Annotated in this window: 13 protein-coding genes; 11 read left to right on the top strand and 2 right to left on the bottom strand. The window is 65.4% G+C overall.

Annotation, left to right across the window (positions count from 1 at the left end):
* Nucleotide 1 precedes the first annotated feature (1 nt).
* Genes AC522E_RS13300 through AC522E_RS13330 form a run of 7 tightly spaced genes read left to right on the top strand, consistent with a single transcriptional unit; the run spans nt 2 to nt 10327 of the window.
* The gene (locus AC522E_RS13300) at nt 2–1279 is read left to right on the top strand and encodes a glycosyltransferase family 4 protein (protein WP_500746737.1); all 1278 of its coding nucleotides are present in this window, start codon (nt 2–4) and stop codon (nt 1277–1279) included.
* Complete coding sequence (locus tag AC522E_RS13305) at nt 1276–2406, top strand: glycosyltransferase family 4 protein (protein ID WP_500746738.1); 1131 nt, start codon at nt 1276–1278, stop codon at nt 2404–2406. Before AC522E_RS13300 ends, AC522E_RS13305 begins: the two co-directional genes overlap by 4 nt.
* The gene (locus AC522E_RS13310) at nt 2403–4328 is read left to right on the top strand and encodes a glycosyltransferase (protein WP_500746739.1); all 1926 of its coding nucleotides are present in this window, start codon (nt 2403–2405) and stop codon (nt 4326–4328) included. Before AC522E_RS13305 ends, AC522E_RS13310 begins: the two co-directional genes overlap by 4 nt.
* A 41-nt stretch (nt 4329–4369) precedes the next feature.
* Nucleotides 4370–6235 (top strand): ABC transporter ATP-binding protein, encoded by a 1866-nt coding sequence (locus AC522E_RS13315; protein WP_500746740.1) that lies wholly within the window; start codon nt 4370–4372, stop codon nt 6233–6235.
* Complete coding sequence (locus AC522E_RS13320; RefSeq protein WP_500746741.1) at nt 6232–8151, top strand: ABC transporter substrate-binding protein; 1920 nt, start codon at nt 6232–6234, stop codon at nt 8149–8151. The genes AC522E_RS13315 and AC522E_RS13320 overlap by 4 nt, the downstream gene beginning before the upstream one ends.
* Nucleotides 8148–9167 carry an ABC transporter permease gene (locus AC522E_RS13325; protein ID WP_500746742.1) on the top strand — a complete coding sequence of 340 codons (1020 nt, stop codon included), beginning with the start codon at nt 8148–8150 and terminating at the stop codon, nt 9165–9167. The genes AC522E_RS13320 and AC522E_RS13325 overlap by 4 nt, the downstream gene beginning before the upstream one ends.
* Nucleotides 9164–10327 carry an ABC transporter permease gene (locus tag AC522E_RS13330; RefSeq protein ID WP_500746743.1) on the top strand — a complete coding sequence of 388 codons (1164 nt, stop codon included), beginning with the start codon at nt 9164–9166 and terminating at the stop codon, nt 10325–10327. Before AC522E_RS13325 ends, AC522E_RS13330 begins: the two co-directional genes overlap by 4 nt.
* 152 nt (nt 10328–10479) lie before the next feature.
* On the opposite strand, the gene AC522E_RS13335 is transcribed toward AC522E_RS13330, so the two are convergent.
* A complete protein-coding gene (locus AC522E_RS13335; protein ID WP_500746744.1) occupies nt 10480–10953 on the bottom strand; it encodes a VOC family protein in 474 nt (157 codons plus the stop codon).
* 495 nt (nt 10954–11448) lie between these two features.
* Between AC522E_RS13335 and AC522E_RS13340 the strand changes: the two genes are divergently transcribed.
* Both AC522E_RS13340 and AC522E_RS13345 read left to right on the top strand, forming a co-directional pair.
* The gene (locus tag AC522E_RS13340) at nt 11449–12066 is read left to right on the top strand and encodes a hypothetical protein (protein WP_500746745.1); all 618 of its coding nucleotides are present in this window, start codon (nt 11449–11451) and stop codon (nt 12064–12066) included.
* Nucleotides 12067–12505: 439 nt separating this feature from the next.
* Nucleotides 12506–13201: an OmpW/AlkL family protein gene (locus AC522E_RS13345; protein ID WP_500746746.1), complete on the top strand. Its 696-nt coding sequence runs from the start codon at nt 12506–12508 to the stop codon at nt 13199–13201.
* Between the two features lie 68 nt (nt 13202–13269).
* Here AC522E_RS13345 and AC522E_RS13350 read toward each other — a convergent pair whose 3' ends face one another.
* On the bottom strand, nt 13270–13656 hold the full coding sequence (locus AC522E_RS13350) for an ArsR/SmtB family transcription factor (protein WP_500746747.1): 387 nt from the start codon (nt 13654–13656) through the stop codon (nt 13270–13272).
* Between the two features lie 119 nt (nt 13657–13775).
* Between AC522E_RS13350 and AC522E_RS13355 the strand changes: the two genes are divergently transcribed.
* Nucleotides 13776–14996 carry an MFS transporter gene (locus AC522E_RS13355; protein WP_500746748.1) on the top strand — a complete coding sequence of 407 codons (1221 nt, stop codon included), beginning with the start codon at nt 13776–13778 and terminating at the stop codon, nt 14994–14996.
* Nucleotides 14997–15083: 87 nt separating this feature from the next.
* Entirely contained in the window at nt 15084–15461 is a 378-nt protein-coding gene (locus tag AC522E_RS13360) for a putative quinol monooxygenase (protein WP_500746749.1), read from the top strand.
* Nucleotides 15462–15475: the final 14 nt, after the last annotated feature.

The following is a 15475-nucleotide window of genomic DNA, read 5'->3' on the forward strand; positions in this document are numbered from 1 at the left end:
AATGCCACTCTCTCCGTCGCAACGACGCATCGCCGTCACCGTCAAGGGCTACCCGCGCCTGTCGGAGACCTTCATCGCCCAGGAGATCCTCGCGCTGGAGAACCGGGGCCTCGATCTCGAGATCTGGTCGCTCCGCCATCCGACGGAGAAGGCCGTCCACCCCATGAACCGCAAGATCCGTGCGCGGGTCTCCTATCTGCCGGAATATCTCTACGAGGAGCCCCTGCGGGTCCTGAAGGGCGCCTTCTGGAGCATGCGGCAGCCCGGATTCGGCGCGCTGATGAGGGCATTCTGGGCCGATCTGAAGCGGGACCTCAGCGCCAACCGTATCCGGCGGCTGGGTCAGGCCTTCGTGATGGGCCGGGAATTGTCTCCGGACGTCGGGCACCTTCACGTCCACTACCTGCACACTCCCGCTTCCGTCGTGCGCTACGCCGCCCTGTTGACCGGACGCAGCTGGACCGTTTCGGCCCATGCCAAGGATATCTGGACGACGCCCGACTGGGAGAAGCGCGAGAAGCTGGACGAGGCTCTGTGGGGTGTAACCTGCACCGCCGAAGGGGCCCGGCACCTCCAGAGTCTCGCCCCCCGGCCCGGTCATGTCACCCTGCTCTATCACGGGCTCGACCTGTCCCGGTTTCCATCCCCGCCGGAGAGCCATTCCATGCGGGACGGCTCCGATCCGGCCGATCCGGTCCGCATCGTCTCCGTCGGCCGGGCCGTGTCGAAGAAAGGGTTCAGTGACCTTCTTCAGGCTCTCGCCGCCCTGCCCCCTGACCTGCACTGGCGCTTCGCCCATGTGGGCGGCGGAGACCTTCTCGAGTCCCTCCGGGCGCAGGCCAAGCGGGACGGCATCGGCGACAAGGTCGCGTTCCTGGGGCCCAAGGCGCAACCCGACATCATCGCCCTCCTGCGCGAGGCGGATATCTTTGCCCTGCCGTCCAAGAAGGCGCGCTCCGGCGACCAGGACGGCCTGCCGAACGTGCTCATGGAGGCGGCGAGCCAGAAACTCGCCATCGTCGCGAGCGATTTCGCCGGGATTCCGGAATTCATCCACAACGACGTGGAGGGCCAGCTCGTCCCGCCGGGGGATTGGGGGGCATTGTCCAACGCCCTGAACCTGCTCGCGCGCGAACCGCGGCGGCGGGCCACCTACGGCGCGGCGGCCTATGAGCGCCTGCGGCGCGACTTTGCCATGGAGGGAGGCATCGACGTGCTGGAGGGGCGGTTCCGCGCCCTTGCCGCGGGCCAGGGCCTGAACGATCCGGTGGCCGTGTGAGCGGGCCGCAGCGCGTCGCGTTCTACGCACCCCTGAAGAGCCCGAACCACCCTTCCCCCTCGGGCGACCGCACCATGGCGCGCCTGCTCATGAAGGCCCTCGGAGCGGCCGGTTTTTCCGTGTTTCTCGCGAGCGAGATGCGGACCCTCGACAAGGGGGGCGACCCGGCGCTCCAGGAAGGTCTGAGGGACGAGTCCGAGGCGCTGGCAGCGAAGCTGACGGAACACCTCGGCTCCCTGAATCCGCGCGAGCGCCCCGCCCTGTGGTTCACCTATCACGTCTATTACAAGGCCCCGGACTGGATTGGGCCGCGGGTCGCGGCTGCCTTGGGGATTCCTTATGTGATCGCCGAAGGATCCCGGTCCGCGAAGCGCGCCCAAGGTCCCTGGGCCCTGGGCCATGCGGGCGCCGAGGCTGCCCTGGACCGGGCCGATGCGATCGTTACGATGACGGCCCGGGACCGCATCGCTCTGGAGGCCGCGAGACCCGCGCGACAGATCCTTGTCGACCTGCCGCCCTTCATCGACCCTGCCGATTGGGGATATCCACCGCTTCCGGCACGCCCGGAGGGCGTTCCCCGCCTTTTGACCGTGGCGATGATGCGCGAGGGCGACAAGCTCGCGTCGTACCGCATCCTTGCCGCGGCCCTAGCGAAGATCGGGCACCTGGCCTGGACCCTCGATATCGTCGGAGACGGCGAGGCGCGCGGCGAGGTCGGGAGCCTGTTCGCCTCGCTCGGACCACGCATCCGCTTTCACGGGCAGATGGAAGCGGGTCCAGCTCTCCGGTCTCTCTACGAGCGCGCCGATCTTTTCGTCTGGCCCGCGGTGAACGAAGCCTATGGCATGGTCCTGCTCGAGGCACAGCTTCTCGGCTGCCCCGTGGTCGCCGGGGACTATGGCGGGGTCGCCAGCGTGGTGAAGCACGACGCAACCGGGTGCCTCGTCCCTCCCGGCGATGCTCACGCCTTCGCCGGAGCCGTCGCCGGCCTGATCGGGGATCGCGACCGGCGGCTCCGCCTCGGGGAAGCGGCCTATGCCTTCATCGATCGGGAGCGCGGTCTGGATCAGGCGGGAGCGACGCTGCGCCATGCGCTGGGCGCCGTCATCGTGGAGGCGACATCGTGAGCCTGCGGATCCTCATCGCGGTGACACATCTTCTCGGGGCGGGCCATCTCACCCGCGCCGCCGCCCTCGCCCGAGCCTTTGCCCGGGCCGGCCATGAGACTGTGCTCGTCTCCGGAGGACGCCCGGTCGCCCTGCCGTCGCTCGCGGATATACGCTTCGTGCAGCTGCCGCCTGTCGGGACAGCGGGGACCGACTTCAGGACCCTGCTCGATGAAACCGGCACGCCCATTGCGGACGACCGATTGACCGCGCGCCGCGCGCTCCTGGTCGAAACCGTGAAATCCACGCGGCCGCACGTGCTCATCACCGAGCTTTTCCCGTTCGGCCGCCGGGTTCTCGCGGAGGAGTTCGACGCTCTACTGAAAGCGGCGCACGCTTCGGTCCCGCGGCCCCTCGTCGTGTCCTCGATCCGCGACATTCTCGTCGCGCCGTCGAAGCCGGAGCGGATCGCCGAAACACACCGGCGGCTCTCCCGGTTCTATGACGCCGTTCTCGTGCATGGCGACCCGGCCCTTGCCGCCCTCGATGCGTCCTGGCCTGTGGACGACGCGCTTCGGGAGCTGCTGCACTATACCGGCTATGTGGATGAGGGCCAGGAAGCAGAGGCCGCGGGCGCGCGGGCCGGGATCGTCGTATCCGGCGGCTCCAGCGCCACGAGTCTTCCCCTGTACCGTGCGGCCCTCGATGCCGCGCATGACATCGCCGACCGGCCCTGGCGCATCCTGGTCGGTCGCAGCGTCGCCGAAGCGGATCGGGAGGAACTCGCGCAGCGCGCGCCCCCTCACGTCGCGGTCGAGCGGGCGCGTCCCGATTTCCGGAGATTGCTCGCCCGGGCGGAACTGTCGATCAGCCAGGCAGGATACAATACCTGCATCGATCTGCTTCGCTCCGGAATCCGCGCGCTCCTGGTGCCGTTCGAGGCGGGGCGAGAGACGGAGCAGCGCCTTCGTGCCGAGCGCCTTCAGGCGCTCGGGCTTGCCGACTTCGTTTCCGAGAAGGGCCTTACGGGAGACGTCCTTGCCGCGGCGGTGCGAAAAAGCCTCGCGATGCCCCTGCCGGCGCCGGCCTCCCTGTCCCTCGACGGGGCGCGACGCAGCGTCGCAATCGTCGAGAGCCTCGCCTTGGCTGCTCCCGCCGGCCACGGGCGCCTCGACTGGTCGCCCCTCGATCGCGCCCTGGAGCGTGCGAAGGACAGCGCCTGTCCAGTCGCGTTCTGGTGGCGGGATGACGACGCGGTGGCGCAGACCCCGCAGCTCGACCGGCTCCTGAACCTTGCGAATTCCTTCCCCGCCGGCATCGCCCTCGCCTGCATCCCGATGGGGATCGAGGCCTCGCTTGCGGACCGCCTCGCCGGCGAGGCGCGTGCTTTCGCGCTGGTTCATGGCCTCAGCCATGCCAACTATGCTCCCGAGGGCGAGAAAAAGGCCGAATTCGGCGCCCATAGGCCCCTGGGGATCCTGGCGGCGGAGGCGGCGGAGGGTCTCGAGCGGGCACGAGCCCGGCTCGGCGCCAAGCTGCTGCCGGTTTTCGTGCCGCCCTGGAACCGGATCGCTCCGGCACTGATCGCATCGCTGCCATCCCTGGGCTATGCCGCACTGTCCACCGTCAAGGACCGGGTCCCCAGGGCGCCGGGCCTGACAGTCGTCAACACCCATGTCGATCCCATCGACTGGCATGGGACCCGCAGCCTCTGCGACCCCGAGGGGCTCATCCGCAGTCTCGCGGATGCGGTCGAGCGTAGGCTTTCGGGGCGTGCCGATCCAGCAGAGCCAATCGGTTTCCTTACCCACCATCTCGTGCATGACGAGAGGGTCTGGACATTTTGCGAGAAGCTGTTGGTGTATCTGTCACGGAACGATGCGACTTTCGCATCAGTCAGCGAGTTATTCTGTGACGAAAACAGGATCGTCGCCGACACATAATGCGTTATTGTGGAGTGACGCGTAGCCTCCTGGAGGAGTTCATGGACCAGCCGCTCCTGTCGATCCGCGACCTGGCGGTCGATTTCGAGACCGAGACCGGGACCTTCCGGGCCGTCGATGGGCTGTCCTTCGACATCCCGAAGGGCAGGACGGTGGCGCTGGTCGGGGAATCCGGCTCCGGCAAATCCGTCACGGCGCAGGCAATCCTCCAGATTCTCCCGAAGAAGGCTCACATTGCCGGAGGCACGATCGCTTTCAACGATCCAGCGCGGCACGACAGCATCGAGATCGCCGGACTGGATCCCGCCGGCGCCGCCATGCGCGAGCTGCGCGGCGGGCGCATCTCCATGATCTTTCAGGAGCCGATGACGTCCCTGTCGCCGCTGCACACCATCGGGGACCAGATTTCCGAGGCCTGTCTCATCCATGCGAAGGTATCCCAGGCGGAGGCACTGGAGCGCACGAAGGAGGTGCTGGCCCGTGTCGGCTTCCCCGATCCGAGGCGCGCGCTGACGACCTACCCCTTTGAATTGTCCGGCGGTCTGCGGCAGCGCGCGATGATTGCGATGGCGCTGATCACGAATCCGGCGCTGCTCATCGCGGACGAGCCGACGACGGCCCTCGACGTGACGACGCAGGCACAGATCCTGGACCTGATCAACGAGCTCCAGGCGGAGACCGGCATGTCGGTCCTGCTCATCACGCACGATCTCGGCGTCGTGGCCAATGTCGCCGACGAGGTCGTCGTCATGTATCGCGGCCGCGTCATGGAGTCCGGTCCGCGAGACGCGATCTTCCGCCACGCGGAGCATCCCTACCTGAAGGCCCTGATGCGCGCTGTTCCCCGTTTCGCGATGGCCGAGAATGAGAGGCTTACGCCGATCCGCGAGGTGAAGAGCGAGACGCTCGCAACCGCTCATCGGCCGGAGCGGGCGGAGCCCAGGGGTCCGATCCTCAGCGCCGAAGATCTCATGAAATCCTTCGTGCTGCGATCCGGCTGGCTCTCGGGCAAGACCCGTACCATCCACGCGGTCAACGGCGTTTCGCTGACCCTTCCCGCCGGAAAGACCCTCGGCCTCGTCGGCGAATCCGGCTGCGGCAAGACGACGGTCTCGAAGATGATCATGCGGGCTCTCGCGCCCGATTCCGGCCGCGTTCTCTTCGACGACGGGAACGGTCCGCAGAACGTGTACGAGCTCGAGGGCGATGCACTGAAGAATTATCGCCGCAGCGTTCAGTTCATCTTCCAGGATCCGTTCTCGTCCCTGAACCCGCGCATGACGGTCTACGAGATCCTGACCGAACCCTTGCTGATCCACGACGTCGGCGATGCGGAGATGCGCTATCATCGCGCCAAGCAGCTGCTCGACATGGTCGGCCTCGACCGTCGCTCGCTCCGGCGCTATCCGCACTCCTTTTCCGGCGGCCAGAGGCAACGGCTCGGCATCGCGCGGGCATTGGCGCTGGAGCCGCGAGTGCTGATCTGCGACGAGCCCGTGTCGGCCCTCGACGTATCGGTGCAGGCGCAGGTGCTCAACCTCCTGAAGGACCTGCAATCGGCGCTCGGATTGTCCTATCTGTTCGTGTCGCACAATCTCGCGGTGGTGGACTATATCGCCGATACCATCGCCGTGATGTGCCGGGGCTACATCGTCGAGCAGGCGCCGAAGACGTCGCTGTTTCGGAACCCGGTCCATCCCTATACCCAGGCGCTGCTTGCCGCCGTTCCGGATCCCGATATCGACCGTCCGCTCGATTTCGAGAAGCTGCGCGCCGACCGCTTTTCCCACCCTGGCGAATGGCCGGAGCCGTACCGCCTTCGGGACGGCGAGCCCGGAATCATGAAGGAAATCGAGCCCGGCCACCTGGTCCGGATGGGGAGGCTCCCCGTCGAGGAGGCTGCATGATGTCGAAGAGCTTTCGCCTGAGGACCGGCCTGCTGGCGCTTCTGCTCGCTTTTCCGGCCTTGCCAGCCCTGGCCGCCGAATTTCTGGAGCAACCCTTCTTCGCGGAGAAAGTCGCCGGGAAGGAATTGCCGCCCGTTGCCGAACGCGTGCCCCAGGCGCCACTCGTCTCCGAGCAGGCGAAAGGCGCCTATGGCGGGGACATCGTCACCCTGGTCGCCCGCGCCCGGGACATCCGGTACATCTCGACCTATGCCTATTCGCGGCTCGTCGGCTACGACCGCAATCTGGAACTGCAGCCCGATCTTCTCGAAAAGTACGACGACGAAGACGACCGCATCTTCACCTTCACCATCCGCGCCGGTCACCGGTGGTCCGACGGGCATCCCTTCACCGCCGAGGATTTCCGCTATTACTGGGAAGACATCGCCAACGACAAGGACCTGTCGCCGGCAGGCGTGCCGGAATTCATGATGGTGGAGGGCAAGCCCGCCCAGTTCGAAGTCCTCGACGAGCGGACGGTCCGCTACACGTTCGACAAGCCGAATCCCCGCTTCCTTCCCAATCTCGCGGGACCGGTCGACCCTGGCATCTACCGTCCCGCCCATTACCTGAAGCAGTTCCATGCCAAATACGCGGACAAGGCGAAACTCGACGAGGCCGCGAAGGCGCAGAAGCTGAAATCATGGGCCGCCCTTCACAACCGTCTCGACGACATGAAGGAGCATACCAATCCGAACGAGCCCGTGCTCCAGGCGTGGCACGTCACCACCAAAGCGCCGGCGAACCGCTTCGTCTTCGAACGCAATCCCTATTACCACCGGGTCGACGGACAAGGACACCAGCTTCCGTACATCGACCGCATCATCATGGACGTGTCGTCCGGAAGCCTGTTTGCCGCCAAGGCCAATGCAGGAGAGGTCGACCTCCTGTTTCGCGGCATTTCCATGAGCGACATCCCTGTCCTCAAGCAGGGCGAGAAGGCCCAGAACTACACGACGCTGCTGTGGCCCTATGCCCGTGGCTCCGAACTGGCGCTCTATCCCGACCTGAACGCGAAGGATCCCGTCTGGCGCGCCCTGAACCGCGATGCCCGCTATCGCCGCGCCCTGTCGCTCGCCATCGACCGCAAGACCCTGAACAACGTGTTCCTCTTCGGCCTGGGGATCGAAGGCAACAACACGGTGATGGAGCAAAGTCCCCTCTCCTCCCCGTGGCTGCGCAAGCTGAATGCCACCTACGATCCGGCCGAAGCCTCCCGTCTCCTGGACGAGATCGGCCTGAAGAAGCGCAATGCGGCGGGCACGCGTCTCCTTCCGGACGGGCGTGAACTCGAAGTCATCGTCGAGGCGGACGGGGAAAGCACCTATATCGTCGACGCGCTCACCCTCATCGGCGAGTTTTGGCGCGAAATCGGCGTGCGGCTTTTCGTCAAGCCACAGGATCGGACGGTGCTGCGCAACCGCGCCTTCGCCGGCCTGACCAACATGGTCGCCGCGCAAGGCTTCGACAACGCCATTCCGACAGCGATCATGCCCCCGACCGAATATGTGCCCATGCGTCAGGACAATTACGCCTGGCCGCAATGGGGGCAATACGTGGAGACCAAGGGCAAGAACGGCGAGCCGGTCGATATTCCGGAGGCGCAGCGCCTTCTCGACCTGTACAGGATCTGGATGAACACGGCGAACCGCGGCGTCCAGCGGGACGCCTGGACGGAGATCCTGCGCAATCATGCCGAGAACCAGTGGTCCATCGGCACGGTGGCGGGCGCCCTGCAGCCGATCGTGGTGCGCAACGGCCTGAAGGGTCTGCCGGCCAAGGCTCTCTACAGCTGGGAGCCGACAGCACTGATCGGCATCCACCGGATGGATGAAATGTACTGGGACAAGGCTGCCCTGAAAGAGGCTCGCAGATGATCCGTTTTCTGTTGCGTCGCTTCGTCACGATGCTCGTGACGCTTCTGATCATCTCGGCCTTGGTCTTCGTCATCATCAAGCTGCCGCCCGGGGACTTCTTGTCCAACCAGATCGCCGAGCTGCGCGCCCAGGGCGAAGCGGACGCCGCCGCGAAGGCGGAGTTCCTCATCAAGCAGTACGGGCTCGACAAGCCCGTCTGGCAGCAATATCTCGTGTGGCTCGGGGTGATGCCGGGCCAGAACGGCTTCTCCGGCCTGCTGCAGGGCGACTGGGGCTGGTCGTTCGAATACGACCGCCCCGTGTTCGAGGTGGTCGGCGACGCCCTGTGGCTGACCCTCGTGGTCAACGTCACCGTCGTGATCTTCATCCACCTGATCTCGATCCCGATCGCGATCTATTCGGCGACGCGCCAATATTCGATCGGCGACTATGTCGCCACCTTCATCGGCTATCTCGGTCTCGCGACGCCAAGCTTCCTGCTGGCGCTCATCATGCTCTATTACTTCAACCGCTGGTTCGGCATCTCCATCGGCGGCCTGTTCGACGCGCGCTACGCGGGCGAGCCCTGGACATGGGGTAAAATTCAATCACTCCTCGCCCATCTGGTCGTGCCGACCCTGGTCATCGGTCTTGCCGGCACGGCGGCCATGATCCGGCGCATGCGCGCAAACCTTCTCGACGAGCTCGGCAAGCAATATTACGTGACAGCGAAGGCGAAGGGACTGGCCCCGGGCAAGGCCCTGCTGAAATATCCCTTCCGCATGTCCCTCAATCCGTTCATCGCCGATATCGGCAACCTCCTGCCGCACCTGGTCTCGGGCTCCGTGCTCGTCTCCCTCGTGCTCAGCCTGCCGACCGTCGGGCCGATCCTGCTCAGCGCCCTGAAGAGCCAGGACCAGTTCCTCGCGGGCTTCATCCTGATGTTCGTCGCAGTGCTCACCGTGCTCGGCATGCTGGTCTCCGATCTGCTTCTCGCGTGGCTCGACCCGCGGATCCGGATGGGAGGCGGCCGATGAACGAGGCGATGCCGCTCAAGCGGCACTACGTCAACAAGGACCCCTTCGACCCCGGCGCCACCGAGCCGGCGGGGATCGAGAACGAGAGCTTCTACCGCGCGTCATCCTGGCGCCTGATGTGGTGGAAATTCCGCCGCCACAAGGTCGCGGTGGCAGCGGCCTTCGTGCTCCTGGCCTTCTATCTCCTGATTCCATTCGTCGAGGTGATCGCGCCCTACAATCAGACGAAACGGAACGGCGATTTCATCTATGCGCCGCCGCAGCGGATCCACCTCATGCATGAGGGGCAATTCGTGGGGCCGTTCGTCTATCCCTACGAATTCACCTTCGACCTGGAGAGCTTCCGGCGAGTCTACACCACCGACACGACCAGGCCCGAGCCGATCCGCTTCTTCTGCCGTGGCGACTATTACGAGTTCTGGGGTCTCGTGACCTCGAACCTGCATCTGTTCTGCCCGCCCGAGAACGGCACCCTGTTCCTTCTCGGGACCGACAGGCTCGGGCGCGATCTCTTCTCGCGCATCATCTACGGCGCGCGGATCTCGCTCACCATCGGCATCGTCGGGATTGCCGTATCGTTCACGCTCGGTCTTTTCTTCGGCGGCCTCGCGGGCTATCTCGGCGGGTGGGTCGACCACGTGATCCAGAGGCTCATCGAGATTCTGCGCTCCCTGCCGGAGCTGCCCCTGTGGCTCGCTCTCTCGGCGGCGCTACCGGCCAACTGGAGCCCGATCCTCGTCTTTTTCGGCATCACCATCATCCTCGGCATGCTCGACTGGCCGGGCCTCGCCCGCGCCGTGCGCTCGAAGCTCCTCTCCCTGCGCGAAGAGGACTTCGTCAAGGCGGCGGAACTCATGGGCGCCTCGAAATCGCGCATCATCGCGCGCCACCTCATCCCCAACTTCATGAGCCATCTCATCGCCTCGGCGACCCTCGCCATTCCCTCCATGATCCTCGGCGAGACGGCCCTCTCCTTCCTGGGCCTGGGATTGCGCCCGCCCGTGACGAGCTGGGGCGTGCTGCTCAACGAAGCCCAGAACCTGGCCGCGGTGCAGCTCCACCCCTGGCTTCTCTTTCCGATCGTACCGGTGGTGATCGTCGTGCTCGCCTTCAACTTCATGGGCGACGGCCTGCGCGACGCAGCGGACCCCTATCACTAGGCCATCGCGAAGCATCGAGCCGCGCAACGCAGGAGCACCTGAAGCCCCGTTGGGACCACCGGGCTGGTCGCCCATGGTGCCGACCCGAAGGGCAACGCCAGTGACGAGCGGGTCCGATTCCGCAGACGATGTGCTGTCCTACAGGGGAAGGGTCAACCGCGCCGCGCCGCCTCGATCGCGGCGACGTCGATCTTCGTCATGTGCATCATCGCATCGAACGCGCGTTTGGCCTGGTCGCCACCTGCCGCCAGCGCCTCCATCAGGACGCGCGGCGTGATTTGCCAGGACACTCCCCATCTGTCCTTGCACCAGCCGCAGGCGCTTTCCTGGCCGCCATTGCCGACGATGGCATTCCAGTAGCGGTCGGTCTCGGCCTGATCGTCGGTGGCGATCTGGAACGAGAAGGCTTCATTATGCTTGAACGCGGAGCCTCCGTTGAGGCCGAGACAGGGAACGCCCGCAACGGTGAATTCGACGGTCAACACGTCGCCCGCTTTGCCAGCCGGGTAGTCGCTGGGCGCACGATGCACCGCCGTCACCACGCTGTCAGGAAAGGTCTCGGAATAGAAGCGGGCGGCAGCCTCGGCGTCCTTGTCGTACCAGAGGCAGATCGTGTTCTTTGCCATTGCGTGCTCCTTGTGCGTTGAAGCCATTTCTGGGCTTTTCCCCGCCGCGCCTCCGAAATGGGGAGCGGTCGTCCGCCCCGGCATCGCCATGGGCAGGCAATTTAGAGCGTCGGGATCCGGTGCTCGTCAACCGGGGATGCTGAATTCGTCAAGGGTATGTCCCCAAACCCTCGAGTTCCCGACGGCCGCGCCCTGCACGCGCCCACAGGCTCCAAGCGGCGGAAGTGCATGTCAGACTGCGACGAAATCGTTCCGCAACGATGAACACGGGTCATGAAGGTCGACGGATGATGGCTTCTGCCGCAGGGCACTTCGTCCCACGCCAGAGAAGGGGCTCCGGTTCCCTGTCGAAACATGCGGCGCAGCAGGGAGAGCAGCTTCCCGCAGGTGGAGATGGCGTCGGGAAGCCGCACTCAAGGGACCGTCCTGTTGACGATTTGTTAATCCTACTGCGTCAAAACTCGCGGCGAATTGTCCTCAGCGAGATTGCCGCCCATGCGTGTTCCTTTCGAGAAGGTGCTCTGGCAAGTGGTGCGCGCCAACAGCCGGACGGCGGACGCGGAACGGCCGCGCAACCTGCGCATGGAGGATATCCTCCGCAGGCGGGACGCTTTCGCGGGCCGCGTCGCTCTCGGGCTCGTCTGCACCCTCGCCATATCCTCGATGGCTTTCGCGGGCTATGCGCTCCAGGGCGGCGTGGGGAGATCGGACTTTCCCATGGCCGTGCCGTCGCTCCCCGGCGCGGAGCCGAGCAGCGAGGGACGCATCGCGTTCCGGTTCAAGGATCAGGACCCGGTCACGACCGGCTCGGTTGGCAGCACCTCTGCCGCTGCGGACGATCAGGCCCAGGGCGAGATGGACGCCGACGCATCGGACAAGAATGCGGGTCGGGGCTATGTTCTGCGGAAGATCCTGAGGCGAAGCGCATTGGTGGAAGGCCCGGGCGGGATGCGCGAGGTCACGCCGGGCAGCTTTCTTCCGGGCGCGGGCCGGGTCGTGTCCATTTTCAGGTCCAGAACCGGTTGGGTGGTCGTGACCTCGGAGACGATCATTCGGGAAGGTGCTGTACTGGGCCTCGGAGCCACCGCCAACGCCCCACGCAGGTCGAGCTGACGCGCACGGCACCGGACCGAAACGCCCTCGATCGTCTGCTGCCGCCATCGCCGCATCGCGGTCCCTTACCCATTCGCGGACTGCCTTCCGCAGGGAACATGAAGCACTTTCGACAGTCTTCCTCTGCCGCATTCTCTGACGGTGGCCCGGCTCCCGCTTCACAGGACAATGCTCTGGTCGCGTGACCTCGATAGCGCGTCCGACACTGTCCGCGCTGGCGCTTCGTCCTTCCTTCGGCGAACGTGCAGCAGGGACCGGCACATCCCGTGGCGAAGCCCTCATGTTGTTTAACAGCCACGGGTTTTTGCAAAGGACGCGACCTCCCGCCGAAATTGATTCAGATCAAGTCCGACTCACGGCGCGACGTGCATGACCGTCTGGCACGTACCCCGCGCGGAACCGGATTCGGGACCGCGCAGAACTGGAGTCTTTAAGCGTCATGCCTCGTTCCAATTGCGTCGCGGTCCTCGCCGCGGCCATGCTCTCCGCCATGCCCTTCGTCGCCAAGGCGGGCGATCTTCCGACCCGCAGCGCGGCTCCCGCGCCGGTTGCTCCGCCTGTCGTCGAGACCTGGAGTCCCTGGATGATCCGCGGGCGCGCGCTCGTCGTGAATCCGCAGGAGGATGCCAGTCTCAAACTCGGTGGCGTGCGCGTGCCCGGCGGCGATGTCGACATCTCGACCTCCGTGGTCCCGGAACTGGACATCACCTATTTCTTCACGCCCAATCTGGCTGCCGAGCTCGTCCTCGGCGTCACGCCCCACCGTGTGAAGGGCGCGGGCACCCTGGCCGGCACGCGGATCGGCGATGCATGGCTGCTGCCGCCGACCCTGATGCTGCAGTATCACTTCACGGGGCTGGGCAACGTGAAGCCCTATCTGGGCGCGGGCGTCAACTACACCGTGTTCTTCAACGAGAAAGCGAAGGGCGGCTTTAACAGCTTCGACCTGGACAACACCTTCGGCCTCGCCCTGCAGGCCGGCGTCGACATCATGATCGACAGGCATTGGGGCATCAACCTCGACGTGAAGAAGCTGTTCCTCGAGCCGAAGGTCAACGTAAACAGCGGCCTCGTCACGGGCAAGGTGAGGATCGATCCGTGGCTGATCGGCACGGGCGTCACCTATCGCTTCTGAATGCGGGTGTGGCAGCAACACGGAAGGGGGCCATCCGGCCCCCTTTTCTTTGCGCCGGTCAAGGGAAATCAGCTCTTTGCGGACGCCTCGCGAGGCCCGTCCGACGTCACAGGCTGATCCGCACCGGCCTCCTCGCCCCGGAACGCCGTCGACCGAGCGGAAGCGATCAGCTGGTCGAGCAATCCGGGAAAAAGCGTTTCGATGTCGTCGCGACGCAGAGACATATAGCGCGATGTCCCCTCGTTTCGGACGTTCACGAGGCCCGCTTCCCGCATCTTCGCGAAATGATAGCTGAGGTTGGACTTTGTGCCGATGTCGCCGAAGCTGCCGCACCGGACCTCCCCGTCTGAATCCGCGATGCGGACCAGGATGGTCAGACGGGTCGGATCGCTCAGGGCGGACAGGATCGCAGACAGGTCGAGGGAATCCGCCGGAGGATGGAAAGGATCGCGCATGACTCTCATTTAAGCGAGGCTTGCGGAAATCTCAATGTTCAACGATCTTTGAATAAGCCTTGCCAAGACCCGGCGGATGGTTCATTTGTTCAATGATTGTTGAACAAATGGGATTCGTCATGTTCTCTCAATTGATCTGGCTGGCGCTCGGCGCCTTCACGGTGGGAACGGAAGGCTTCGTCATCGCGGGCCTGCTGCCCGAGATTTCCGCGGAAGCGGGGATCTCGATCGCCCAGGCAGGCACGCTCGTGACGGCCTTCTCCCTCGCCTATGCCCTCGGCACCCCGGTCCTCGCCACGCTGCTCGGCGGAGTCGACCGGCGGCATGTCCTCGCCGGAACGATGGCGCTCTTCGCCGCCGGCAACCTGATGGCCGCCCTCGCCTCGGGCTTTGCTGCCCTCCTCCTCGCCCGGATTCTCATGGCCGCCGCTGCCGGGCTCTACGCGGCCACGGCGCAGGCGACAGCTATTGCCCTGTCGCCTCCCGATCGCCGGGCGCGCGCCATTTCCGTGGTCGTCGGCGGAACCACGGTCGCAGTCGCCCTCGGGGCACCGATCGGCGCCCTGCTGGCGACCGTGACGGGATGGCGCGGCACCTTCGCCGCCATCGCCGTCCTCAGCGCCTGCGCCGCTCTCGCCCTTCTGGTCAAGATTCCGGGTAACCTCCGCGGATCGCGCATTCCCCTGGGACAGCGCGCAGCCGTCGCCCTGCGTCCGGGCATGCTGCCGCTTCTTGGGACGACCTTCCTTTGCCTGACGGGCGGCTTCACGGTCTTCACTTATATCGCGCCGCTTGCTGTCGAGGGTGCCGGCCTGTCGATGGCGACGATTCCCGTGCTGCTGCTCGCCTTCGGAATCGGTTCGGCGCTCGGCAACATTCTCGGCGGGCAGGCGGCCGACCGTTTCGGCGCGCGCCCGACGCTGATCTTTTCGACGCTGTCCGTCAGTGTGGTGCTGGTCCTGATGTCGGTCGTCGTCAAGACCCTGTCCCCGCCCCTTGCCGGGCCGGTGCTGCTGGCCCTTACCGTCCCGTGGGGGATCTTTGCCTGGATGGTGCCTCCGACCCAGGCCAGTCGCATCGTCGCCCTCGATCCGGAGAGCGCCTCCGTCTCGCTCTCCCTCAACGCCTCCGCTCTCTATCTCGGCGTCGCCTTCGGCTCGCTGGTCGGAGGCCAGACCATGGCGCTCGGACGCATGGCCGATCTCGGCTTCGTAGCGACGATCTTCCCGCTCCTCGCCCTCGCCATCGTGCTGGCGGTCCGAGAGAAATCGGCCCTGATGCAGCGAAATCCGCAGCCCCGTGGCTGCACGCGCACATGGCCAGCCCTTTCCCGGGAATAGGCTGGCTCATTACCTCCCAGGTTATGTCCTTCGCATCGATCCGACGGCATTCTCCGCGCATCACGGACCGAAGCGAAGGACTTGACCATGAAACACGAAACGCCAATCGACATCACCGGAGCCCCGGCACAGACCTCTCCCAGCGGACCGCTCGCCTTTATCGTTAGCTTCCGGCTCAAGCCCGGATGCGGCGAGGAATTCCTGGCCCTCCTGACGCCCGTTCTTGACGCCATGCGGCACGAGCCGACCTTCATCAATGCGGTGCTGCATCAGGACCCGGAGGATCCGAGACGGTTCATGCTCTATGAAACCTGGGCCGATCTCGACGACGTGACCAATGTGCAGATCGGACGCGAGTATCGGAAGGCCTTCTGGGACCGCCTGCCCGACCTGCTGGCGGAGCCGCGCCAGGTCCAGACCTGGCGGCCGATGCGCTCGGATTTCGCATTCTTCTCACGGTGGTGACAATTCCACACCGA

It is taken from the genome of Microvirga sp. BF8, from assembly GCF_059888585.1.